Consider the following 24,821-nt stretch of genomic DNA (forward strand, 5'->3'; position numbering starts at 1 on the left):
CAGATGCTGCTCCTTGTGGAGACTGCCGTCCAGCCTCTAAGGTGTGCTCCGCGCAACTCATTGTGCCAAATAAGAATAGGGCGGACGGCATGAGTTCTGCTTTTTGAACGCCTCATTGCCCAAGCAGAGTTCGGCCGCAAGACTCGATCCGCTTCGATCGGCGGCTGGAGTTCTACGCGGGCATTCTCACTAGCCGATTGAAAAAGAGTTCTTGGGCAACCCCGCGGGAATCGGGCTCATCGGGTGGCGACTCCACGTCCGTCAGTTCACCCACACCGCTGGTTCGTTTCTCTGCTTTCCGATTTTTCGAGGAGGCGTGAACGTCAATGAGGCACCTAACGAAGGCGTGGATCGCCGCAGCTTGCCTGCTGCTGGTCGGCTCCCCGCTTCTCGCCCAGACCACGGGGCGAATTGCGGGATCCATCGTAGACAATTCAAACGCCCCCGTGGCGGGCGCATTGGTGACCGTCACCAGCCCGAGTCTGCAGGGCGCTCTTTCCGGGACGACGGACACCAAGGGGGAGTTCCGCTTCCTGAGCCTCCCCCCCGGTAGCTACAAGATCAAGGCCGAGGTTCCGGGCTTCAAGACCGTTGAGCAGAGCAACATCGTGGTCGGCCTGGACCGCACGGTGTCTCTGGCCTTGAAGCTGGAAGTGGCGGCGGTCGTGGAGACCGTCAACGTCACCGGTGAGGCTCCGAATATCGACACCACCAGTAGCTCCACGGGCGTCAACGCGACTGCCGACCTCTTCAACCGCATCCCGGTGCAGCGCAACTTCGAAGACCTCGCCCGGGTCGCGGCCGGAACGCAAAAGGACAACGTGGGCACGGTCGTCTACGGCTCGAGCGGGGCCGAGAACCAGTTCATTATCGACGGTCTCAACACCACCGGCGTCCGCTCGGGAACGAACGAGAAAGATCTCAACTTCGACTTCATCCAGGAGATCGAGATCAAGACCGGCGGCATCCCTGCCGAATACGGCCGCATGACGGGGGGCGCCATCAACGTCCTGACCAAGTCCGGCAGCAACGAGTTCCACGGCTCCGCTTTCGGCTTCTTCGAAGGCAAGGGTCTTTCCTCCGACAACACCACGGCGCCGGATCGCCCCGCCACCACGACTACGGTCAACAAGATCGACCAGAAGTACGACTTCGGCGCCTCCCTCGGCGGCTACCTGGTGAAGGACTCCCTGTGGTTCTTCGGCGCCTACAACCGGGTCAGCCAGACGGACAACACCACAATCATCCAGCCGCTCGGGGTGCCCGGGAGCCCGGCGCTGGGCAGTGTCGTTCCCACCACCATCAACCACAACCTGTTCTCCGCGAAGCTCACCTGGAAGCTGACCGCCAACCACACCTTCACCGCCTCCGTCTTCGGAGACCCGGGCAAGACGGACGGCGCGATCTTCAGCACGGTTGAGACTCCGCATGTCATCTCCGGACCCCCCAGCACCTGGCAGGGGACGCTCGACACAGGGGCCACGGACTATGTCGGCCGCTACGATGGCGTGCTTGGCAACTCGTTCATGATTCGGGCCCAGTACGGCCGCCACAAGGAGACGTCCATCCCCGGCGGCCCGGGTACAAGCATCGCCCAGCTGCGCGACCAGACGGTCTCGCCCAACGTCCGTTCCGGCGGCTTCGGCTTCTTCTCGGACGAGACCTACACGCGCGACCAGGCCCGGGTGGACATCAGCAAGTTCTTGGGTAAGCACGAGATCAAGCTCGGCGGCGACATCCAGAGGATCAACGACGTCGTCCTGAACTACCAGGGCGGGGCCGGCCAGCTCATCTACGAGCTGGGTACGGCCGCAAATCCCTACTACCGGCACCGCTACTATGTGAACGATCTCGCCTCGGGCTACAACCGGAGCAACCCGGCGACTTGGCAGATCGCGCTGCCCCAGGACTCGGAGCCCAATACCCGCGATGGGTCTGCCTATCTCCAAGACAGCTGGAGGATCGCGAGCGGCTTCACGCTGAACCTGGGCGTGCGCTGGGAGCAGCAGCAAGTCAACAACCGGTTCGGGCAGCAGGCCTTCAAGATCAGCGACAACTGGGCGCCCCGCGTCGGTTTCGTGTGGGACCTCAAGAACAACGGAAAGACAAAGCTGTACGCCCACTATGGCCGGTACTACGAAGACATCCCGCAGGATATCAACATCCGCTCGTTCGGCGGCGAGGTCGTCTGCTTCTGCTACAACTTCAGCCCGAGCGCTTCCAACACCTTGCCCGACCCGAGCGCACCGCGTAAGTCGACGCTGCTTGGCGGGCCCGAGGCAGCCGATCCCAACCTCAAGGGCCAATACATTCACGAGTTCATCGGCGGGTTCGAGCAAGAGGTGGGACACGATTTCTCGCTTGGCGTCAAGGGCACCTACCGAAGCCTCGGCCGCGTGATCGAGGATTTCCTGGTGCCGGCTCAGGGGGTCTACTTCATCGCGAACCCCGGGGAAGGTACGCTCGGCCAGACGCTGGCCTTCTACGACGGCGTCCACACCGCGCCCTCACCCAAGGCCTCGCGCAAGGAGTTGGCCTTCGAGGCCACGGCCAAGAAGCGGTTCAGCAACAACTGGCAGCTCCTCGCGAGCTACGTCTGGGAGAAGCTGGAAGGAAACTACGACGGCACGTTCCAGAACTCGACCGGGCAGCTCGACCCCAACATCAACTCCGCCTTCGACTACGCGGACTTCCTGGTCAACGCCGATGGGCGCCTCTCCGCGGAGCGCCAGAACCAGCTCAAGTTCGACGGCAGCTACCAGTTCTCCTCAGGGGCGCTCAACGGGCTCAACATCGGGCTGTCCACCTACTGGTTCTCCGGCCTGCCCCTCACCGCGTACGGCTACTCCTTCGCCTACGCCAACTGGGAGTACTACTTGACGCCCCGGGGCTCGCTCGGACGCGGGCCATCGAACTGGGAGGCCAACCTCCACGTCGACTACCCGATCAAGGTGGGGGCGAAGCAGCGGCTGAACATCATGGTGGACGCGTTCAACGTGTTCAACCGCCAGGCGAACATCCAGCTCGATCAGCGCTACAACCTGGTACAGGACGGACCGTGCGCGGGCGTCCCCGGCAGCCTCTGCAACGGCGACGGCGGCATCGCCACGGTGGGGAACAGCTTGACGCCGGTCGGACAGCTCAGCAACCCCGTGGCCACGGCCACCAACCCCGACTTCTTGAAGAAGGGCACCAACTTCACCCTTCCACGGAGCGTCCGGGTCGGACTCCGTTTCACGTTCTAGACGTCTCGGTCGTTCGCGACAGGGGCCTCCTTCGGGGGGCCCCTGCCGCGCTCTTATGCTAGTCTGACCGCTTGAGCCGCCGCCGCCGTTTCGCCGCCGCATGCCTCCTGGTCGCGTCCGTCACGCCGGTGCTCCTTTGGGTCGTCAGCCGGGAGCGACGTCCCCGCTCCGCGACCCCTCCCCTCGTGCCCCCCCGGCCGGAAGTAGCGGCCCTGGCCCGCGCCGGGAGGCCGGTCATCTTCGTCGGCCTCGACGGGGCGGACTGGGAGTTGCTCGACGAGTACACGGCGTCGGGTGTGATGCCGAACCTCGCCGCCCTCGTTGCCGAGGGTGCCGGAGGCGTGCTCGAGACGATTCAGCCCCCACTCTCTCCCCTCGTCTGGACCACCATGATGACGGGCGTGAGCCCGCTCGCGCATGGGATCCTCGACTTCACCCGCTTCAACCCGCAGAGCGGCCAGAAAGAGCCGATCACCTCCGACGAGCGCCGCGAGCCCGCAATTTGGAACATGGCGAGCGCGGCCGGCAAGAGGGTGGGAGTGCTCGGCCTCTGGGCCACCTACCCGGCCGAGCCCGTCAACGGGCTCATGGTCTCTGACCGCTCATTCTCATTTCTCTTCCAGGAAAAGGAGCCCCCTCCCGGCATCGTCTTCCCGGCCTCCCAGGAGATGGGAGTACGCCAGGTACTGCGCCGGGTCGAGGGGGAGGTCGGGCTTGCCGAGATGCAGGCGTTCCTGCCTTGGCTTAGGGAAACGGAGTACCGCCGGCACCTGACCAGCGATGACCCCTACGGCCATCCCATCAGCGCGCTACGGCGGATAATCGTCGAGACGCGTGTGTACGATGAGCTCGCGCGCACGTTCCTTGCGAGCGACCGGCCGGATCTCGCCATTGTCTACCTTGAGGGAACCGACACCATCGGGCACGTTTTTGCTCCCTACGCAACGCCCCGCCAAGCTGACATCGCGGTCGAGGACTACGAGCGCTACCACGCCGTGCCCGACATTTACTTTCGTCAGGTGGACGGTTTGCTCGGTGAGTATCGACGACTCGCCCGCGCCGCGGGCGCCATCTTGATGATCGCGTCGGATCATGGCTTCGCCTGGCGGCAGGGACGACCCACCCTCTCGAGCTTCGCCATCTCGACCGCCGCGAAATGGCACCGCAAGACGGGCATCTATCTCCTATGGGGAACGGGTATCGTGCCTGCCCCGGCACACCCCCAACGCGGGAAGGTCACGCAAGTCTGTGCCACGCTCCTCGCGCTTCTGGGCCTGCCCTCCGCCACGTATATCGAGGGCCCGCCCCTGCCCGGTGCGCCAGCTTCGCTGACCGCGCGCTTCGACTATCGGGCGTCTTTCCAGCCCTCCTCGGTGGCGCTCGCTTCGCATCCCCGGGCGGATGCGCAGGCAATCGAAAAGCTCCGCGCCCTCGGCTACGTGGGGGCGGCGGAGGCGCTCTCCGCCCCTGAGGCCGCGCGGGCGGCAGGCTCGCGGCGCACCGCCGGTTCCTACAATAACGAGGGCCTCATCCTCAAGGACGAGGGCAAGCCCGAGCAGGCGATCACAGCCTTCGAGAGCGCTCTCCGCCTGGACAAGAACCTCGCCTCCGCTCTCTGGAACCTCAGCGACCTGCTCTTCGCACAGAATCGCGACCTCGACCGCTCCGACGATCTCTTGCTGCGGGCTTTCGCCAACGGTATGCCGGAGGCCCCGCGCTTTCTCGTGGGACGCGCGATCGGCTACCAGCGAGCGAACCTAGTCGAGCGCAGTCTCAAGCTGATGGCGCGGGCCGCCGTGGCCCGCCCCGACGAGCCTGAGGTCTGGCTCTTCCAGGGCCGCTATCGTGTTGAAAAGGGCGACTGCCGCGGCGCGCTCGGCGACTTCCAGAGGGCGGTGCGGCTTTCCCCCAAGAACCCGGCGGCCTACGCCTCCGAGGGGCTGGCACGCCTCTGCATGGGCGATCGCGTCGGCGCCCGGGAGAGCTTCGAGCGCTCTCTCCAGTTGGACCCCGTACAGCCGAAGCTCCTCGAATACCTAACCAAGCTGTAATTGAAGACGGGCCTGACGCCCGTCAGGAGACGGCGATGCTAGCCCAACCGCGGACAAGGGTCGAACCGGTGCTCCTCCTCGGCATCCTGTTGCTGGGGGTCGCATCCTCATCCCCTGCCGTCGGGGACGGGGATGCCAGACGAGAGGCGCTCCAGCACTACCGGGCGGGCGAGGCCGCACTGTCCTCAGAGCACTTTGATGAGGCGGTCGCAGAGTTCCAACAGGCCATTTCCCTCGACCCGCTGCTCGTGATGGCGCACTATGGCCTAGGCCAGGCCCACATGGCGCTTAAGGAATACCCCGAGGCTGTGCGCGCCTACCTCAGCTGTCGAAAGGCATTCGAGGATGATCTGGCGAGCCGCTTTCAGAGTGAGATGGAATGGGGGCGGAGGCTGGACGACCAGATTAGAGCCCTCGAGGACCAGATCGCGATATTGAGCAGCGGCCGGCCCAGCGCGGGATACCAACGGCCCTTGAGCGCGGCCAACGTCACGAACCTACAACTGCAGATTGACACCCTACGCGCGCGCCGCAAGGTTGGCGCCTCCGCGCCCCTCAAGACGCCGCCCTGGATCTCCGTGGCCCTGGGCAGCGCCTATTTTAGAAGCAACGACTTTCCCAACGCGGAGCGCGAATACAAGACGGCTCTCGATGCCGACCCCAAGATCGGAGAAGCCCACAACAATCTCGCTGTCGTTCAAATGCTGACCGGGCGGCTGGAGGAGGCGGAGCAAGAGCTGAAGCTCGCCGAGAAGGCGGGCTTCCGTGTTAGTCCCGCGCTCAAGAAGGATCTTCAGAACCGGAGGCAGCAGCCCGACCACTAGAGAGGGGGGCTCGCTTCTGTTACGCTTCTCCTCGGGCCTGTAGTTCAGATGGTTAGAACGGCCGGCTCATAACCGGTTAGTCGAAGGTTCGAGTCCTTCCAGGCCCAATTTCAGTGAGTCCCGCGGGATGGAGGATGGCTCCCGATCCAGGAGCAATCGCTCGGGGGCTTCCCGATGCGGCAGGCGTCCAGTCCGTCCCCCGATAGACGGCCGGACCAAGCGCCCGGGCCAGGCCTCGAGATCGTCGGGACGGGTAGGGCTTGCCCGGCAGAGTCCCTCGCCGGGCAAGTCCCCCCACGGTTCCAAATCATCACGAACATATCCGGGACTCTCGGTAGAAGCGGCCTACTCCTCCCCGCCCGCGGCCTCCTCCCCTCGTATCCGCAGCCTCTCCGTCCGGAACTGCGCCAGCAGTTTCTCGCGCTCGCGGCTCAGGTCTTGGCCGTTGCGGGCGCTGGGGTAGGGGACCTTGTCCCCCACGACTCCCTGCCAGAGGATGAGGTTGTACCGCGAGCTGTCCAGACGGTCCTCCACATCGAAGTTGAACGCGCGGGTCTTCTCCGCCCAATAGGAGGCATCATGACGGGGGGCGGTGTAGAGCGCCCACAACGGATCCTTGTCCTTCGGAGCCTTCCTCCCGGTCTGTTCCAAAGGCACCGGCAACTGCGTGGTGCGGAGAATCTCGGGGACGATGGCCTGGAAGTCCCAGCGGGCGTTCTTCTTGTCGAAGACTTCCAGCATGGGTTCGTCCGTGGCGTCGAAAGTCCCCAGGTGATCCATGCCGAGGATGTCCACGATGGTCGCGACCATGCTGACCGTGGTGTAGCGCTTGGAAACCACCGCTCCTTGGCGGACGTAGGGCCCCGCTACGAAGGCGATGCTCCGGTGAGCGTCCACGTGGTCGGGCCCATCCTGGGAGTCATCCTCCACCACGAAGACGAGAGTGTTGCCGCGGTAGCGCTTGCTCTTCGCTACTCTCGCCACGATCAAGCCGACCGCGTAGTCGTTGTCGGCGGTTTGTGATTCCGGCGTGTTGACCCCGGCAATGGCGGTTCCAAAATTGCCGGTGTGGTCGTGCATGACGCGAACGAACTCCAGATTGGGAAGCTTGCCGTTCGCCTCGAAGTTGTCGAATTCACGCTCCCATTCCTGCACTCGGTAGAAATCCGGGAACTTGTTGTCATAGCCCCGGAAGTAGGGGTCGGTGACGGCCTGGAGGGCCGCCTTGGTCGGGAACGCCACCTTCGTACCCGAGGCAAACGGGTCCGTAAGAGTGGGTGGAATGAACCCGGGGAAGGAGGCCGGAATCGAGTATCTGGCCAAGTCGATGAAGAACCCGTAGTTGCGCACCCGCAAACCCGCCCTCAAGGCCGCGTTCCAGAGGTAGCCCGCTCCCTCCTCGCCCTCGGCGCTGTCGGGGGCGGACACGTCTGCGCTGCCGGGCAAAAGGTTGGGATCCGCCGGGGTCAGCGGGTTCGCGGCTTGCCGATCCGCGATGTTGCCGTAGCCGACGTTGAGGTTGCGGTTCGTTCCCTCGTAGTCGTAATTGAGCCCGCGCCCCGCGTAGTTGATGGGCTCTGTCTTCTCGATGGTGTCGGCCGCCCTCGCCGAGGTGGACCAGTTCCACCCGTCTCCGCTGACCTCCCCGCTGTCGTAGAAGTTGTCGAGGTCGACGAACTTCTCGGCCAGGGCGTGCTGATTCGGCGTGAGGGGTTTGGGATAGACGACGATCGAGGGATCTCCGTTCCCCTTGCTCAAGTCGCCCAGGATCTGATCGTAAGTCCGATTCTCCTTGACAATGTATATGACGTGTTCGATGTGGCTGCGGAGAAAGGCCTTCATTCCTTCGTCTGACTCCCGCTCCCCGCGGGAGCGATAGCGGTTGTTCCGCGCCACTTGCTCGGTGAGGTCCTCGAGCTCGCTGCTCGGGGGCGCGGGCAGGGTCAAGAACCCCGCCTTGGTGAGCTGCCAGACGTACTGGTTGGCGCCGTTGCACGCATTCTCATTCCCGCCCGGTTGCAGGGAGGCCGCGTCGCGGCAGTTCTGGGGGTTGGGGCCGGCGTTGCTCTTGCCGTTCACCACGTAGAGCGTGGCCCCGTCCGCGCTGACGCTGACCGAATTAGGATACCAGCCGGTAGGGATCAGGCCGATGACCTCGCCCACCTCGTCGTCTCCGCCCCCTAGCCGGACTACGGCCAGGGAGTTTGCCCCCCCGTTCGTCACGTAGAGCCGCTCCTCATCGGGGGAGAGGGCCAGGCTGTTGGGGCTGCTGCCCTTGTAGCCACCGCTATTGGGGAAGACTGACTTCGGAGCCGTAGTGTTGACCTCCCCCACGACCTTGTGGCTTCCCGTCGCAATAACGGCCACGGCGTCGCGGCTGGACTCGGCCACATAGAGCCGGGTCTGGTCGTGGTTGAGGATCAGGCGCGTCGGTTGGCCCTTGAGGGGGATGCGGTCGCTGACCACGGGTGTGTTCGTGGAGATGTCTACGACCACGACCTCGCGGTCCCGGGCGCTCGAGACGAACGCCGTGCGGTTGCCCTGGATCGCGACCCAGACCGGAAATTCGCCTCCGGGTGTGCCCTGTCCCGGGCGCAGGTCGAGCTCCGCCACTTTGGCGCGGCTTGTGAGATCGATCAGGCTCAGCGAGTCGTTCTCGTAGTTGACGACGACCAGGCGCTTGCTGTCTGCGGTCACGGCGAGCCCCATGGCTCCCGGTGAGATCGATCCCAAACCCAACGCCTGCCCATGTCCCAAGGCCACGGGGGGAACGCTCTCCTCCCAGCCGCCAGCACCCATGCGGAAGGTGTGTACGTTGTCGTCGGGGCCCCCGGAGACGTGGAACTCCCGCCCGTTCGCGCTCCAGGCGAGTCCGTCAAATGCGTTCGGGACTTGCAGGACCTGCAGCTGCAAGGGCCGCAAAGCAGAGATATCGAAAACGAAAATGTATTCGTTGGACTCCGCGGGATTGGTGTTGCCCAGCTGGGGGCCGGAGGAGAAGTTCTGGCTGTTGTAGCCGCTGGTCAGGATCAACAGGGTCTTCCCATCGGGGCTGACGGCGGTGGTTGCCGCCTGTCCGGCCGTAAAGGAGGGATCAGAGGAGAGTCCGGGATTCAAAGGCTGAAAGAGAGAGCCGGGGGCGGCGGTGGGTGTAATCCGTACGCCGGTGGGAATGAAAATTCCCCCCGCGGGGTCGTCTTCTTCCCCCGCAGACGAGGGCTGGTTGGCGAATAGCGTCAGTGCGGATAGAAGCAAAAGGCACAGCTTAGGGAGCGGAGCGCTCTCCAGTCGCATGATCCACCTCAATTTCCAGTCGGTTTCAGCCCCGTCGCTCGAACCGAAGGCCGCCAGATGGGCGCCCGTGGTTGCCGAAGACGCCCCTAGGCTAGGAGTGCGGCGTGGCAGAAGTTCTATCGGCCTATGAACATTGAGTGAATTCTCAGGCGGCTGGACATTCCTTGTTGCGTGAAGAGACCGCGCGCACAAGAAGCACGCGGTTCTGGGATGCATCTTGCTCACGTCAATTGGAGCTCTCAACCTCACACGGCACTTGATCGAGAATCGATCGAGCTCCCGCCGTGCCCCGCCTGGGATTACTTGCTCGGGGAATCCCCTACGTCGATGCGGGCTCACCTTCCCTCGAAGGCCTTGAGCACGGGACGCCGGCGGGCCAATCACGGTCCCGTGGCATCCCGTTCACGGCGTCGTCACTCTGAGTCCCTAGACTTGCGCCCGGACTCTTGGGCGGCGTTGGTGAACTAGAATCGCCAACGGTCGTGATAAAAGAGGGGTGGCGACTCCGTCGCCTGGCGCTACTCTGTACGCTCCATTGGGGGGGCGGGATGCAGGGCCTCTCCGTGGATCACCAGCCGATCGTTGGCCTTCCACGGATCGCGAGTTAAGGCGGTTCGGCCGCGAGCGGCAACAGCTGAGCTCTCACAGAGCCCCAAAGACTCGGACGGTGACGAAGTGCTGCGCAGGAATTGGGCCGTGTTTGTTGTCGGACTAGTGCTCTCGATGGCACCCGCAGCCTCTTCCCAAAGCAACACCACGGGAACGCTGTCGGGACGCGTGGTTTCCACGGACGGGGTGCCGATCCCATCCGTTTCGGTGACGGTTGAGTCGGAGAGCATGCAGGGAAAGCGCCGGGCCTACACCTCGACCCGCGGAGACTACATTCTTCCGCTTCTACCTCCCGGGGACTACGGGGTCGTGTTCGAACGCACGGGTTTTCAAAGTCTTCGGGAACATGTCCGGATCGCCATTGCCCAGTCGGTTCCCTGTACGGTGACGCTGAGAGTCGCCCCCCTCACGGAGGAGGTCACAATCGACGAGAGGTCCTTGGGGGACTTCACGCGAACGCTGCCGCTTGTGTCGAGTTACCAGGCGGCCCTCATTGAAAAGCTGCCTCTCGATCGAACCCTGACCTCCGCGGCTCTGCTTGCCCCCAATGCCCGGCCCACCGGGCCGGCGGGGGCGATTACGATCTCCGGGGCCGTTTCGTACGAGAGCCTCTATCTGATCGACGGGGTGGTGGTAAACGACAATCAAACCGGGCAGCCCAACCCCCTCTTCATCGAGGACGCCATCCAGGAGACCTCGATCAGCGCCGCGGGCGTGTCCGCGGAGTACGGCCGCTTTACCGGAGGGGTAGTGAACGCGATCACGAAGTCGGGGGGGAATGACTTCAGCGGCTCTTTCCGCACCACCCTCAGCAACGATGCGTGGACGGCCTTGACCCCGTGGCCGGGGGACGGACGGGTCAACAATTTAGTTCCGACCTATGAGGCCACGCTGGGCGGGCCGGTGGTGAGGGACAAGCTGTGGTTCTTCGGGGCGAGCCGGCTCTCCGATCCCCGGAACAGCGCGAGCACGGCCTTCACCAACATCCCCTACGTCTTCGAGAATGATGAGAAGCGGTACGAAGGGAAGCTGACCTACACCCCGAATCCGAGGCACACTCTCAAGGGGTCCTTTACCCAGATCGACCTGGACCAATTCAATCGCGCCTCCGGCGCCGTCATGGACCTCGCCAGCTTGAGTGACCGGAGCAACCCCCAACAACTGCTCTCCTTCAACTATGCGGGGGCCCTGAAGGAGAACCTATTCCTGGAGGGCCAGTTTTCGCAACGGAGCTATTCCCTGGTGGGATCGGGCTCTAAATTCACGGATCTCTTGCGGGGGACGATCCTCATCGACCGGCAGCGGGGCAACGCCCGATACCATTCCCCGAGCTCCTGTGGGGTCTGTACCACCGAGCAGAGGGACAACTATGACCTGCTGGCCAAGGGCACCTATTTCCTTTCCACCGAAAGCCTGGGCTCCCACAACCTGGTCTGGGGGGGCGAGGTCTTCAATGACCGGCGCTTCGACGATCAGTACCCTTCGGGAAGCAACTACCAGGTCTTCGGCACCACGACCATCATCCGCGGCGGCGCCGTCTTCCCCCTCCTCAACAATGACGGGACCACATTCATCCGCTGGTCTCCGATATTCACGCACACCCAAGGAACGAACTTTAAGACCTACTCCACGTTCGTCACCGACGCCTGGCGGCTCAATGGCCGCGTGGGGTTCCAGGTGGGCCTTCGCTACGACAAGAATGGAGGCACGGACAGCGTGGGGAGGACGGTCGTCAAGGACAGCGCCCTGAGCCCACGCCTCTCCGTGACCGTGGACCCCTGGGGGGACGGCGAGTGGACGCTCAACGCGGGGTACGGCCGCTTTGTCGCGGGGATCCTGGTGACGGTGGCGGACGGCAGCTCCCCTGGGGGCCGGGCGGCTACGATCGACTTCGATTACCGCGGTCCCGCCATCAACAGCGACCCCACGGCCGTGAGCCTGGTGGACCAGAACGATGCGATCCAGGCCGTTTTCGACTGGTTCAACGCGAACGGGGGCACCAACCGGCCCCCCCGCGGCACGCCCATCGTCCCCGGCCTCACCAGCGTGATCCGGGACTCGCTCGGTTCTCCGAGCGCGAAGGAGTGGACGCTGGGGGTGAGCCGCAGGTTGGGGGCGCGGGGCTCCTTCCGGGTCGACGGGATCTACCGGGTTTTCGGCGATTTCTACTCCGATCGCGTGGACCTCTCTACGGGACAGGTCACGGACCGGGCGGGCCGGGTGTTCGATCTGGACGTGATCGAGAACAACAACGACGTCCACCGGAACTACAAAGCCATCGCCGCCCAAATCACGTACCGACTCAGGGACCGGGTCGGGCTCGGAGGCAACTACAGTCTCTCCGAGACCTCTGGCAACTACGACGGAGAAGCCCCCGGGCAGACCAACGCCTCACCCCGGCTCTACCCCCAGTACACCGACGGGCGCTGGAATCGGCCGTCCGGAGACCTTGCCTCCGATCAGCGTCACAAGGCGCGGATCTGGGTCACCTGTGACGTCCCCCTCCCCCCGCGGCTGGGGGGGCTGAGCCTGGGCGCGTTGGAGTTTCTTAGCTCCGGCACGCCCTACGGGGCAGTGGGCCCCGTAGATAGCCGGCCCTTCGTGACCAACCCGGGCTACGTCAACCCACCGGCGAGCGTAGCCTACTACTTCACGGCCCGGGATGCCTTTAGAACCGACACCACGACGCGCACCGATTTCGTCCTCAACTACTCCCACCGGGTGGGTCTGGGCAAGCGGGCCGAGCTCTTTGTCCGGGGGACGCTCCTGAACGCCTTCAATCAACAGGGCATCGACAATGCCAGCGCCCTCGACCAGTCCGTCCTCACCGCCAACAACGACCCTCAACTCCTGCGCTTCAACCCGCTCGTCGACGCTCCCGTTAGGGGAACCAACTGGGCGTTTGGAAAGGCGTTCGGCAAGCCCCTCAGCCGCTTGGCTTACCAGCTTCCCCGCACGTTCGGCGCATCGGTGGGGTTCCGCTTCTGAAACAAGAGCGGCCCGCGACGCTCGACAGCCCTCGTCGCGCCCGAGAAGGCTCGCCCCGGGGCCGCCTCAATACCGTCGCTGCCCCTGCCTACTTGATCTGCTCGAGCGCCTTCTTCGCCAGGTCGGCCTGCTGCCCCGTCGGCGCCAGCTCCAGGATCTTCTTGAAGTCCGCCCGGGCGTCTTCCATCTTGCCGAGGTGCACGTACCCGAGACCGCGCTGGTAGTAGGCGTCGAGGTCCTTGGGGTCAACCGTCAGCGCCTTGGTGAAGTAGCGGACCGCTTCCTCGGTGTTTCCCGCCCCGAGGAAGTCCAGCCCGATATTGAAGAAGACGTCGGGGTTCTTGATCGTGCTCTCGTCGATCCCCGCCAGGAGCTCACGCCCGCGGTCGGTCATGCCGCCGGCGAGGGCGGCCTGGGCGGCAATTACGCGGATCTGAACGTTGTCGGGCTGCGCGGCAAGCGCCTGCTCCAAGTGCGGGAGTGCTTCCTTGTAGTTCTTCTCCGCGTAATAGCAGAGCCCGATTCGCTGGTGAATCGTGGAGGCCTGTGCCGGCATTGTCGCCAGCAGCCTCTCGAATTCCGCGCGGGCCTCGGGGAAGCGGCGTTCCTGGAAGGCGACCTCGGCTTTCTCGATTGCGGCCTTTATCTCCGGCGGCGGGCCGGACGGCGCCGCCTTGGCCAGCTTCAGCTCCAATGGGGCCAGGCGGCTGCTCTCGCTCGGCAGCTTCACGCTGATCTGCTTGGTCACGTATCCGTCCAGTTGAAAATCGAAGTTCCAGGTTCCGGCGGCAATCCCGCCCAGTACCCAGTGACCCTTCTTGTCCGTCTTGAGCGTGGTCTCCCCTTGGCGCTCGGGGAGGATGGCCTTCACGGTCACGCCTCCGAGGGGGGCCCCGCTTTCGTCCAGGACCCTGCCTTCCATGCGTCCGGTACCCCTCCAGTCCTGCGCGTGGACGGGAGTGGCGAGGGCGACCACGACCAGTATCGGCATCATTCGAGCGGGGCCCATTCGGCCACCTCCTGTTGCAAGAGCGCGCTCACGGTACAATGGCGGCCCGCTCGCCGCAAGGCCCGCGGTGCCAGCCCCCGCCGGCGGGCCGCGGTCTTCCTCGGCGGGGCCCGAGCCCCCGCGGGCGGCCTCCAGCGCTATCGATCCCGCTTCAGGAGCACGAAGCCGGCCGGGGTGTCGAGGATCGGGCTGACCTCCCCCGGCCCGAGCGCCGCTGCCGCGCTCCGCAGCGGCTCGGCCAGTTCCTCCACCCTCACGTTTCCGAGGTCACCCCCTTCCGCGGCGGAGGCGTCAGCGGACTCCAACCGCGCCACGACGGCGAACGACTCGCCTGCCTTCAAGCGCGCCGCGATCTTCTCCGCCTGCGCCCGATCCGAAACCCGGAGCAGGCGCAGGCGCACGGACCCCGCGGGGGCGGGAGCCAGCCGGTCGTGTGCCAGGTCGAGGCTGGCGCGCGCGTGGGGGTAGTCGGGGGCCTGCTGCACGAGCCGAGACAAAAGGGGCACCGCGGCCTCCGCCCGCCCCGCGCGGAGCTCCACCATGCCCAGGTAGAAGAGCGCGTCGGCGTCGTCGGGCTCGAGCCGCAGCGCTTCCTTGAACGCGCGTGCCGCGTCCTCCTCCCGCCGGAGCGCGCCCAGGGCCAGCCCGCGGGCGACGTGCCCCTCGACCAAGTTCGGATGAAGGCGTAGCGCCTCCTCCGCCTCCGCGAGCGCTTGGGGGACGTCTCCGAGGTTGCGGTGGAGGTTCGCGAGCTCGACGTGTAAGCGCGGGTCCGTGGCGTCAATGCGGCGCGCCTTTTCCAGGATCAGCCGCGCGCCTGCCAGATCCCCCCGCCGGAGGAGGATGCTGCCCTTGGCCCGCAGCAACTCGGGGTTTTGGGGCGCCACCGCTAGTCCCTTGTCCAGCGTGGAGAGCGCCTTCGCGTCCTGCCCGGCCCCCGCGTAGGCTTGGCCGAGCCATGCGTACATGGGAGCGGCCGCCAGCCCCGAGACGGTCCGCCGCGTGGGCGCCATCTGGGCCGCCTTCTCGAGGTGCGGGATCGCCTCCACGAAACGGCGCTTCTCCAGCAGGCAGCGGCCGAAGTAGTACTCGACGTTGAACGAGGGAATACCCGTGTCGCCGGCCAGGCGGCGGAAGAGGCGGAGGGCGCCGTCGAGATCGCGCGCGTTGTAGAGCCGCATGGCCTCCCGCATGTCCCGCTGGTACGCCTGCACCTCGCGGAACTTGTCCTTGGGGTCGGCGCCCGAGGCGCTGCTCCCGGGGGCGGGCCCTCCACCGACGTAACCAAGCGTGGCCAGGCGGGCGGCCGCGTCCGGGTCGAGCGCGGGCTGGATGGGTGCGACACCGGCCCGCGGGTCTAGCGTCGCCAGCCGCCCGCGGATCGCGCTCGCGACCGAGGCCCGCTCCTGGGCGAGGTTTCGCGTCTCACCGGGGTCCTCTGCGAGACGGTACAGCTCGGCGCGCGGCGCCTCGATGTACTTCCATCCCTCGGCGCGTAGAGCGCGCAGGGGCGCGTAACCGAAATGGATTTGGGGGTAAAGCGTCTCCGTGTAGGACTCGTTGTCCGGGATGCGCCCGTCCTGGCGCAGGAAGGCCGCCCGGGAGGCGCCGCTTGTGGGTGGGGGCACAACCCCGGCGAGCTCCAGCACCGTCGCGAAGAGGTCCACGCTCCGGAACTGGCCGCGTACCCGTGTTCCCGAGGGCAGCCGGCCGGGCCAAGAGAAGAGCAGGGGGACCCTCAGGGTGGAGTCATAGACGAAGAACATGTGCTCGTCCTCGCCGTGCTCCCCGAGACCCTCGCCGTGGTCGGCGGTGGCGACGACCAGCGTCTGGCCCCGCAATCCCTTGGCGTCCAGCCAGGCGACGAGCCGCCCCAGCTGAGCATCGGCGTAGGCGACCTCCCCGTCGTAGGGCGCCTTCGCGAAGCGCTCCCGCCACGGCGACGGCGGCTCGTACGGGGCGTGGGGATCGAAGAGGTGGACCCACAGGAAGAACGGCCTCGCGCGTGGCCGCGCTAGCCAGGCGAGGGCGTGGTCCAGGACCTCGGCGGCTTTCCGTTCGGTGCGTGCCTCGCGCGTGGTGGCATCCCCCATCCCGAAGGGGTCGTCGAAAAGGGTGAAGCCCCGGTCAAGCCCCGACGGCCGCGCCACGGGGTAGGCGCCGATGAAGCCTGCGGTGTCCCAGCCGTGGTCCCGGAGCACCGAGGCCAGGGTGGGGATCGCGGGCGGAAGCGGAGGAGAGTAGTTGTCGCGAATGCCGTGCTCGTAGGGGTAGCGGCCGGTCATGATCGACGCGTGCGAGGGCCGCGTCTGGGGCACCTGCACGACCGCGTCCTCGATGAGCACCCCCTCCCGCGCCAGCCGGTCTAGAGTGGCCGTCTCCCCGGCCCGGTAACCATAGGCTCCGACGTGGTCGGCGCGAAGGGTGTCGATGGTGACGAGCACGACGTTGGGGGCGCTGGCGACGGCCAGCAGGAGGGGGGCGAGGACCACGCTCCATTATGAGCCGCCCGGCAACGCCTGTGTGGCCTCCTGGGGGCGGTCTCTTGAACAGTCCATCGGCCCACGCCGTGCGCACCGACGTTGGCCGTGCTGGGGAGGCGGCCGGGCTTGCTTCCTGGCCAAGCGCCCGCTCGCGCACATGGTCTCGTGCGATGGCACGCCGGAGGACTGGTACCCCAAGCCCGTCCTGCGGGCCGCAATCGGCATAGGGGCGCCGGGTTACTCCGGCGGCCCCTGCCCCACCACCCGGCGAGCGGGTCCGCACCGGGCGGTTCGTGAAGTTGAGGTCATGCGCGGAGCCTGGGTAGGCCCAACACGTCGAAATGCGACGTGGTCAGCACGTTGTGAAGGCCCATGCTCGCGTTCTTCCACCATCGGCGCGTGTTGGCCGCCCCGGGTCGGTCGCCCTTCCGCAGTTGCGGTTCGCTTCGTTTGCGATGGCCTGCTTGCGGGAGGACTCGCACCTCCAAGGTGATGCCCATGCTGGGCGCACCAAGTGAAACGGCCCCGGGGACAACCCCCGGGGCCGTGAACGGAGACGACGGGAAGGCCGACTAGAAGCTGAGACGCGCGCCGACCCGAACGATGCGCGGGCTCATGATCTCGTTGATGCGGCCGAATGTTCCGGTGTTGACCTGGCGGTTCACCTGCAGCACGGTATTCGCGTTGAAGATATTGAACGCCTCCGCGCTGAAGGTTACGGCCGCCCCTCCGAGCTTCACGTTCTTGGCCAGGCGCAGGTCGAGGTCCCACACGTTGTCGTAGCGGACGGCGTCGACCAACGGAGTGGCCAGGACATGGAGGACCCCGTCCCCGCCCGCCCTCACGGTGATGTACTCCGGCTCGATCTGGCCCTGACGGCCGAAGACCGCACCCGAGAACTCAAAGTCCCAAGGGAGCTGGACGAGAGCGTTGGCGTACACCTGCCAAGTCGGGCTCGTGTAGTAGGTCTGAGGACCCGACCCCGCCGACTGGATGGCCACCAGGTCGTTGGTCAGGGAGTTGTGGTCAGTGGGGGTGGGGTTGCCCTGGGGAGCGGTGAAAGCGCTTGAGTTGCCGATGGGGCCCCAAGCCCCGTTCACCGGGGTCACACCGGAGTCGTAGCTCTGCTTAAACAGGTTGTAGGTCACGGCCACGCGCCCCATCCACTTGTTCGACAGGCGCTTGGTCAGGGTCAGGTCAACACCGTTGAAGTTCTGGCTGTAGCCGGGCTGGTTGGTCAGGATGCGGCCGCCGTTGCCCGCCGCGACGAGGGCCGCCGGTGGTGCAAACGCCTGGACGGTCATGCCGTGCGAGGTCACCGGCGCCACCGCCACGTACTGGTTCGCCGTGATGATCGGGCACGTGCCTATGGTCGGATTCGTGGGGTCGCTGCAAGCGCCGGACAGGCGCGGCCGGTAGGCGAAGTCGCTGTTCTTGCGGTACACGTACGCCACGCCCAGCGCGAAGTTAGGCATCAGCTCGCGGTCTATGCCGGCGATGATCTCGTTGGTGTGCTCCGCCTGGTAGTTCCGGTCGACCTTTTGTGGCGTGGAAGCCGAACTCGGGTTCGCGGGGTTGACGCCACCATAGCTGTACTGGAACTGGTCGAGCAGCACCTCGTTGGGCTGCACGTAGCGGTCGCCGTTGAGGTCGTTCCAGCCGTAGACAAGGGCACCGGAGGACACGGGGTTCTCGATGGTCACGTTGCCGAACGAGAGCTGCTCGGCGTAGCGGGAGTAGGATAGCCGGCCCACCGTCTTTTGCTGGGCGTCGAAGGCGTAGCTCAAGCCCACGCGGGGCGACCAGTCCTTCCAGTTGATGGTGTACGTGCTGTCGCCGGCGTAATTAAGGGCCGGCAGCACGTTGATCAGGCCCACGTTGCCGGGGACCTGGCTGCCGTCGTTCTTGGCCTCCTGCTGGTCGAAGCGCACGCCGACGTTCAAGGAGAAGCGGCTCTTGGTGTAGACGTCACCAATATAGAAGTCGGAGTACCTGCCTTCGTAGTTGCTGAGCCCGTCGCGGTGAACCTTGGCGAGGATGTTGCCGCCGACGGGATCCCAGTTGCCGCTGAGACCATTGCCGTTGTAGTGGGTCTGGGTGGTGGACGTAACCTGGCGGTAGCCGAACCCGAACTTCAGCTCGTTGTTGCCGCCCATGCCCTTAAAGAAGTAGTTGCCGTCTGCGTTGATCGTCTTCTGCGGGCGCGTCTGGGTGATGGTGGCGTAGCTGCCGATCAAATTGCCACCCTGGTAGTCGTAGGTGAAGCTCTGGTTCGCGCCGCCGGCCGCGATAAGCCCGAAGCCGGTGTTGTAATACGCCGCCTTGGCAGACACGAAGAAGTTGGGGGAGAACGTCTCGTCGACCTGTAGCTTCCAGAATCCATGGTACGGGTTGTCCGAATACAGGTTGCCCTGGTTCCACAGGGAGCTGGGCTCCTCGTTGAGGCCGGTCGCGCTGCCGATCCCTGTAGAGCGCCCGAACTTCTCCTTCGCCCCGTTGAACCAGAAAGCGGAGACCATCGTGTTGCTCGTGGCCTGCCAATTCAGCTTCCCGTTGTAGGAGGTGAGCCGGGTCTGGTCCGGGTTGCCGTTCAGGCCGATGACGTTCACCTGCTGGCGTCCCCAGGTGCCGTAGAACCACAGCTTGTCCGGGATGATGGGGCCACCCAGATCAGCGCCGAAGTCCTTGATGCTGTCGATGTGGTCCGCGTTGTCACGGAAGGTGCCGTCGGCGTTCTTCAGGCGCGGGTCGGTCGCGAGCGAGCTCGGGAGGTTGGAGGACTGCAGGCTATTGCCCGCAAAGAGGAAGCGGCCGCCGCCGTGGAACTTGTTGGTGCCGCGCTTCGTTACGAGGTTGATGCCGATGCCCCCCGTCTGCACGTTCAGATCGGCGCCGCCCGTGGTGATGGCGATCTCCTGGAAAGCATCGAAGTCGAAGTAGGAAGGCGAGGCGCCGGCCGCGCTCATGTCGGTGATCACGACGCCGTCGAGGTTCCACATCTTGTCGGAGCCCACCGAGCCGTGGCTACCCGCATCCGCCTGCTGGCCGTTCGAGTTGCCGGCGATGTTGACGCGGTCGACCACAACCCCGGGGACGTTCTTCAGGATGCCCCACGGATCACGGGCGTTCGGCGTCTTCTCGAGCTCGTCCGAGATGAGGGTGGTGGAAGTCCCTCGCTTCTTCACGTCGACGAGCGGCGTGTCCGCGACGACCTGGACCGTCTCCTCGACCGTTGCCACCTTGAGCGTGAAGGTCAAGTTGACGTTCTCGCCCGTCGTCACTCTGACCGAGCGCGTCGATTTGGCGAAGCCGGTCAGGCCCACGGTGAGCTTGTAGGCGCCGGTGTCCAGGTTGAGGAACCGGAACTCGCCGTTGCTGCCGGTCGTGGTCGTTTTCGTGCCGAAGTCCCCGGACAGGGTGACCGTCACCCCGGTGAGGACGGCACCCTGCTCGTCCGTGATCGTGCCGAATAGGTTGCCGCTCGAAATCTGAGCCAACACAGGCGCGGCCAAAAGCAGGCCCAGCGCCATGTAAAGAAATCGCTTCATTTGCCCAACCCCCTTTTTACGTATCGGTTTAGATAGGCTGCACGAAGGTACGGTCATAAGGGGAGCAATCCCTATGCCACAGGCTCGACGCTTGTCTTGCCAATTGCTTGGGCCCGGCGGAAACTTCCCAACATGAGTCGTTCGAGTCAATTATGAGTTGGTCAAGTGTCTCGGAGATCACCGGAGCCCGTGCGTATCACTTCCTGGCCCATCGGCCGACTCCAACCAGTTGGACGACAATCCCGACGTTTGGAGCATTGAACGCGGCTCTCCACAAGAGGATCCTGGGCCGGGTTTCCGTGCCACCGGGATCACCGGCAGCATATGTAAAATGAACATCTTGGAACGCCGGCAACCGAAACCCTCGCGCCCTCGCGCCCGGCCAAGCGAAGCGCCCGCCCCAGGCACCCTCAAGCGGCGGCGGCTCTTCGTGCTCCTCCTGGGGGCGACGCTTCTGGGAGCGCTCGCCGTCGTCTTCAATCTCCTGAGTTCCCCGATACGACGTGACCCAGGCCTTTCCGTCCTGCTGGTTACGATCGACACCCTCCGGGCGGACGCGCTGGGCTGCTACGGCCGGAAGGGCGCGGCGACGCCCTGGATCGACCGTCTAGCGGGAGGTGGCGTGCGCTTCGAGGAGGCGCATGCCCATAACGTGGTGACCTTCCCGTCCCACGCGAACCTGCTCTCCGGACGCTACCCGCTGGAGCACGGCGTGCGCGACAACACCGGCTTCCGCTTCCCCGCGACCCAGCCGACGCTGGCCACCCTGTTGAAGGCCGGAGGGTGGCAGACGGGAGGATTCGTGAGCGCGTTCCCCCTAGCCTCCCGCTTCGGCCTGGACCGCGGCTTCGATGTCTACGACGACCGGCTCGGGGGCACCGAGACCACGACCGCGTTCCTGGTGCCGGAACGGGCGGGGACGAAGACAGTGGCCGCCGCCCTGCGCTGGCTCGAGAAAGTGCGCGGGCAGCGCTTCTTCGCCTTCGTCCATCTCTACGAGCCGCACTTCCCCTACGTGCCGCCGGAGCCGTTCGCGTCCCGCTTCCCGTCCGAGCCCTACCACGGTGAGGTGGCGGCCGCGGACGCCGCCCTGGGGCCGCTGCTGGAGCCGATCCTGGCCGCGGGCCCCGCGGCCCGCACCCTGGTCGTGCTGACCAGCGACCACGGGGAGTCGCTGGGCGAGCATGGCGAGGACACCCACGGCATCTTCGCCTACGAGGCCACCCTCCACGTGCCCCTGATCGTGTACGGGCCGGGGCTCTTCTCTCCCCGGGTCGTGAGCACCCCCGTGCGCCACATCGACGTCGTGCCCACCGTGCTCGATGCCCTGGGAATGGCGATCCCGAAGGACCTCCCGGGCCGCAGTCTGCTGCCCCTGATCAACGGGCGGGGGGCGACGCCCACGGATTCCTACCTCGAGGCCCTGAGCGCTTCCCTCAATCGGGGCTGGGCGCCCCTCCACGGCGCCCTCGACCGCGACCTCATGAAGTACGTGGACCTGCCGATCCCGGAGCTCTACGATCTGCGCCACGATCCCTCCGAGCAGCATAACCTCGCCGCCTCCCGTCCGGAGGACCTGGACCGCATGCGCGCCCTGCTCGGACGCTTGGACGCGGGCGACGTGGGGGTGGGGGCGCGGCTCCAGGAGGAGCAGGCCACCCTGGAACGCCTGCGCGCGCTCGGCTACCTCGCCAGCGCGGAGGCGGTACAGAAGCAGCGCTACACGGTCGACGACGACCCCAAGCGCTTGATCGAGATCGACGGCCGCATCCGCGACGTGGTCACCCTCTACCGAGCGGGCGACTACGACGGCGCAATCGCGATCTGCGAGGAGAACATCCGCCGCCGGCCCACGATGTTCCTCTCCTACCTGCAGCTGGCCTACCTACAGCGCATGCGGGGTCGGCTGGACCGGGCCCTACGGGCCGCGAAGCAGGCGGTCGACCTGCAGCCGCTCGACAACGAGGCGGTCTCGATCTACGGCGCCTACCTGACCGAGGCGGGGCGCTTCCAGGAGGCGGTGGCGTTCCTGGGCCCCTACGTGAAGAACACAAAGCCGGACATCGACGTTCTCACCGCCTTCGGCATGGCTCAGGCGCGGCTGGGCCAGGGGGAGGAGGCGCTCGCGACCTTCGCCCGGGCCCGTGAACTCGACCCGTCGAGCGCAATGGTCCTCGTGAACGCGGGGACGGTCTACCTCATGGCGAGGGACCGGGTGCGGGCGCGGCAGGCGTTCGAGGCGGCGCTCGACATCGACCCCGAGGTGGCCCGGGCCCACAACAGCCTGGGCGTGATCGCGGCCGAGGAGGGGCACCTCGACGAGGCGGTCGCGCGGTGGAAGCGCGCGGTCGGGCTCGACCCGCGGGACTACCAGACCCTTTTCAACCTCGGCACCACCCTGCGGAAGCTGCACCGTGAAGGGGAGGCCCGGCCATACCTGGAGGCCTACTTGAAAGCGGCGCCGGTGGCGCTCGAGGGGCGCGATGTGGCGCGGGTGCGGTCCTGGCTCGGCGGAGGGGCGGCGCCGTGAGGCGCGGGCGGGCGACGGCGGCCGTGGCTCTGGCTCTGCTCCTGCCGGCCTGCCGCTCCGGGCGCAGAGAGACCTGGCCCGAGGCCTCCATTGTCCTCATCTCCATCGACACCCTCCGCGCCGACCATCTGCCCCTGTACGGCTACGCACACGGCTCGACGCCGGCCATCGACGCCCTCGGGCGCGAGGGCATCGTTTTCGACGGCGTCTACAGCCACTGCCCGTTGACCCTCCCCGCCCACGCCTCGATGCTCACCGGCCTCACGCCCCCGCACCACGGCGTCCACGACAACGCCGGGTTTACGCTGAAGCCGGGGGCCCGAACGCTCGCCGCCCGTTTCCACGACTCGGGGCGTGCCACCGGGGCCGCGGTGTCCGCGTTCGTGCTGCGCAGCGCGACCGGCATCGCCCAGGGGTTCGACCGCTACGACGACGAAATCGTCCAGGACCCCTCGCTCGAGGACATGGGAAACCAGCAGCGCGACGGGGCGAAGTCCGTGGCCTCTCTGCTCGGCTGGATCGAGGCACAGGGCGACCGCCGGTTCTTCGCCTTCCTCCATCTCTACGAGCCCCACACCCCCTACACGCCACCCTCTCCCTACAAGGAGCGCTTCGCGGACAGCCCTTACGACGGCGAGATCGCTTACGCCGACGAGCTGGTCGGACGGCTGCTGGCCCCCTTGCGCGCAAAAGGCGCCCTCGACCACACCCTCGTGGCGCTGACCGCGGACCACGGGGAGGGGCTCGGCGAGCACGGCGAGCAGGAGCACGGCTTCTTCCTCTACCGGGAGACGGTGAGGGTACCCCTGGTCTTGAGGCTGCCGGGGGCGTCCCAGGCCGGTCGGCGGGTCTCCGCCACCGCGGCCCAGGTGGACCTGGCGGCGACGCTCCTCGACCTCGTGGGCCTGCCCGCCACGGGCATGGACGGCGCGTCGCTTCGTCCCGCGATCGCGGGCGGCCCCGGGCCGGGTCGGCCCGTGTACTCGGAGACATTCTTTCCCCGCTACCACTTTGGATGGAGCCAGCTGCTGTCGACCACCGAGAGCCGCTTCCGCTACATCCGCGCCCCCCGCCCCGAGCTCTTCGACGACGCCATGGACCCGGGAGAGACGAGAAACCTGAGCGCGGAGCACGCGGCCGCGGTCCAGGCCATGAACGCGTGGCTCGACACGCAGGTGCGTGTGGGCGAGGTCGCGGGGCCGGAGAAGGTCGCTCCCGAGACGCTGGAGAAGCTGCAGGCACTCGGCTACGTCGGAGGGGAGGGCCCGGCGGGGGAGGCCGCGGGACCGCTTGCGGATCCCAAGGACAAGATCGCGGTCTTCGAGGCCTACAAAAGAGCCCTCGCCCTGCGCCGGGAGGGCAATGACGCCGAGCTGGTGAAGGCCCTGCGGGCCGTGGTAAGAGACAGCCCCGGCGTGCTGGACGCCTGGCAAGCGATGGGGCTGGCCCTCGCGCGTCTCAACCGGGTGCCGGAGGCCGTGCAGGCGTTGGAGACGGCGCTCCAGCTGGACCCCTCGCGGGGGGCCGTGCACCTGGCGTTGGCCAGGGTGTACGAGGTCACGGGTCAGGCCTCCCTGCTCGAAAAGCACGCGCAGGCGGCAGCGCTCACCGTGCCGGGAGAGGGCTACGAGATCCTGGCCACCCTAAGGCTGGCGCAGGACCGGCCGGCGGAGGCGGGGGAGGCCGCGCGGAAGAGCCTGGCCGCCGATTCGAGCCGGGTCGTAGCACACTACGTACTGGCCATCGTCGCCGAGCGCGGGGGCCGCTGCGAGGAGGCGGTGCCGGAGTTCCAGAAGGCCGCGGAGGCCCAGCGGTTGCACAAGTTTTTGGTCGTGCCCGGCCTTCATTCCGGGCTCGCTGACTGCCTCGCGCGGGCGGGGCGGGAGGCAGACGCCGAGAAGGAGTTCCGGGCGGAGATCGACACCCTCCCCTACACGAGAGCCGGCCGCGTTGGCCTGGCCGCGCTCTACCGGTCGCAAGGCCGCGACGCCGAGGCTCGTGCGGTGCTCGAGGGTGTGGTGACCGCGAACCAGCGCGCGGGAGCCGATGAGTACGAGATACTCGTACGCACCTTTACTCTGCTGGGTGACACCGCGGCCGCGCGGGCTTGGGCCGCCCGCGCCCACGCCCGCTACCCTGCGGATCGACGCTTCCGGTAGCGGGTGCTTGCTTGCCGATGTCTCGGAACGCCCGCTCGCTTGGGAGGCGGCCCGGCCGTCGCCATCGGGGCCCACGCGGTT

Annotated in this window: 10 protein-coding genes and 1 tRNA gene; 7 read left to right on the forward strand and 4 right to left on the reverse strand. The window is 66.4% G+C overall.

Annotation, left to right across the window (positions count from 1 at the left end):
- Positions 1 to 326 precede the first annotated feature (326 nt).
- From VN461_23570 to VN461_23585, 4 genes are all read left to right on the forward strand, one after another.
- On the forward strand, positions 327 to 3,245 hold the full coding sequence (locus VN461_23570) for a TonB-dependent receptor (protein ID HXB57761.1): 2,919 nt from the start codon (positions 327 to 329) through the stop codon (positions 3,243 to 3,245).
- A 71-nt stretch (positions 3,246 to 3,316) separates the two neighbouring features.
- Positions 3,317 to 5,296 (forward strand): alkaline phosphatase family protein, encoded by a 1,980-nt coding sequence (locus VN461_23575; protein HXB57762.1) that lies wholly within the window; start codon positions 3,317 to 3,319, stop codon positions 5,294 to 5,296.
- Between the two features lie 35 nt (positions 5,297 to 5,331).
- Positions 5,332 to 6,120 (forward strand): tetratricopeptide repeat protein, encoded by a 789-nt coding sequence (locus tag VN461_23580; protein ID HXB57763.1) that lies wholly within the window; start codon positions 5,332 to 5,334, stop codon positions 6,118 to 6,120.
- 33 nt (positions 6,121 to 6,153) lie between these two features.
- Positions 6,154 to 6,227, forward strand: a tRNA-Ile gene (locus tag VN461_23585).
- Positions 6,228 to 6,465: 238 nt separating this feature from the next.
- On the opposite strand, the gene VN461_23590 is transcribed toward VN461_23585, so the two are convergent.
- A complete protein-coding gene (locus VN461_23590) occupies positions 6,466 to 9,414 on the reverse strand; it encodes a beta-propeller fold lactonase family protein (GenBank protein ID HXB57764.1) in 2,949 nt (982 codons plus the stop codon).
- 723 nt (positions 9,415 to 10,137) lie between these two features.
- Between VN461_23590 and VN461_23595 the strand changes: the two genes are divergently transcribed.
- Entirely contained in the window at positions 10,138 to 13,011 is a 2,874-nt protein-coding gene (locus VN461_23595; GenBank protein HXB57765.1) for a carboxypeptidase regulatory-like domain-containing protein, read from the forward strand.
- Between the two features lie 88 nt (positions 13,012 to 13,099).
- On the opposite strand, the gene VN461_23600 is transcribed toward VN461_23595, so the two are convergent.
- From VN461_23600 to VN461_23610, 3 genes are all read right to left on the reverse strand, one after another.
- A complete protein-coding gene (locus tag VN461_23600) occupies positions 13,100 to 14,020 on the reverse strand; it encodes a tetratricopeptide repeat protein (protein ID HXB57766.1) in 921 nt (306 codons plus the stop codon).
- Between the two features lie 137 nt (positions 14,021 to 14,157).
- Entirely contained in the window at positions 14,158 to 16,512 is a 2,355-nt protein-coding gene (locus VN461_23605) for a sulfatase-like hydrolase/transferase (GenBank protein HXB57767.1), read from the reverse strand.
- Between the two features lie 563 nt (positions 16,513 to 17,075).
- Positions 17,076 to 20,051 (reverse strand): carboxypeptidase regulatory-like domain-containing protein, encoded by a 2,976-nt coding sequence (locus tag VN461_23610; GenBank protein ID HXB57768.1) that lies wholly within the window; start codon positions 20,049 to 20,051, stop codon positions 17,076 to 17,078.
- 331 nt (positions 20,052 to 20,382) lie between these two features.
- On the opposite strand from VN461_23610, the gene VN461_23615 reads away from it, so the two are divergent.
- Together VN461_23615 and VN461_23620 are read left to right on the forward strand one after the other, a co-directional pair.
- Positions 20,383 to 22,581: a sulfatase-like hydrolase/transferase gene (locus tag VN461_23615; GenBank protein HXB57769.1), complete on the forward strand. Its 2,199-nt coding sequence runs from the start codon at positions 20,383 to 20,385 to the stop codon at positions 22,579 to 22,581.
- A complete protein-coding gene (locus VN461_23620; protein ID HXB57770.1) occupies positions 22,578 to 24,740 on the forward strand; it encodes a sulfatase-like hydrolase/transferase in 2,163 nt (720 codons plus the stop codon). Before VN461_23615 ends, VN461_23620 begins: the two co-directional genes overlap by 4 nt.
- The last annotated feature ends 81 nt before the right edge of the window (positions 24,741 to 24,821 follow it).

The sequence above is a fragment of the Vicinamibacteria bacterium genome, assembly GCA_035570235.1.
Lineage (GTDB): Bacteria > Acidobacteriota > Vicinamibacteria > Fen-336 > Fen-336 > DATMML01.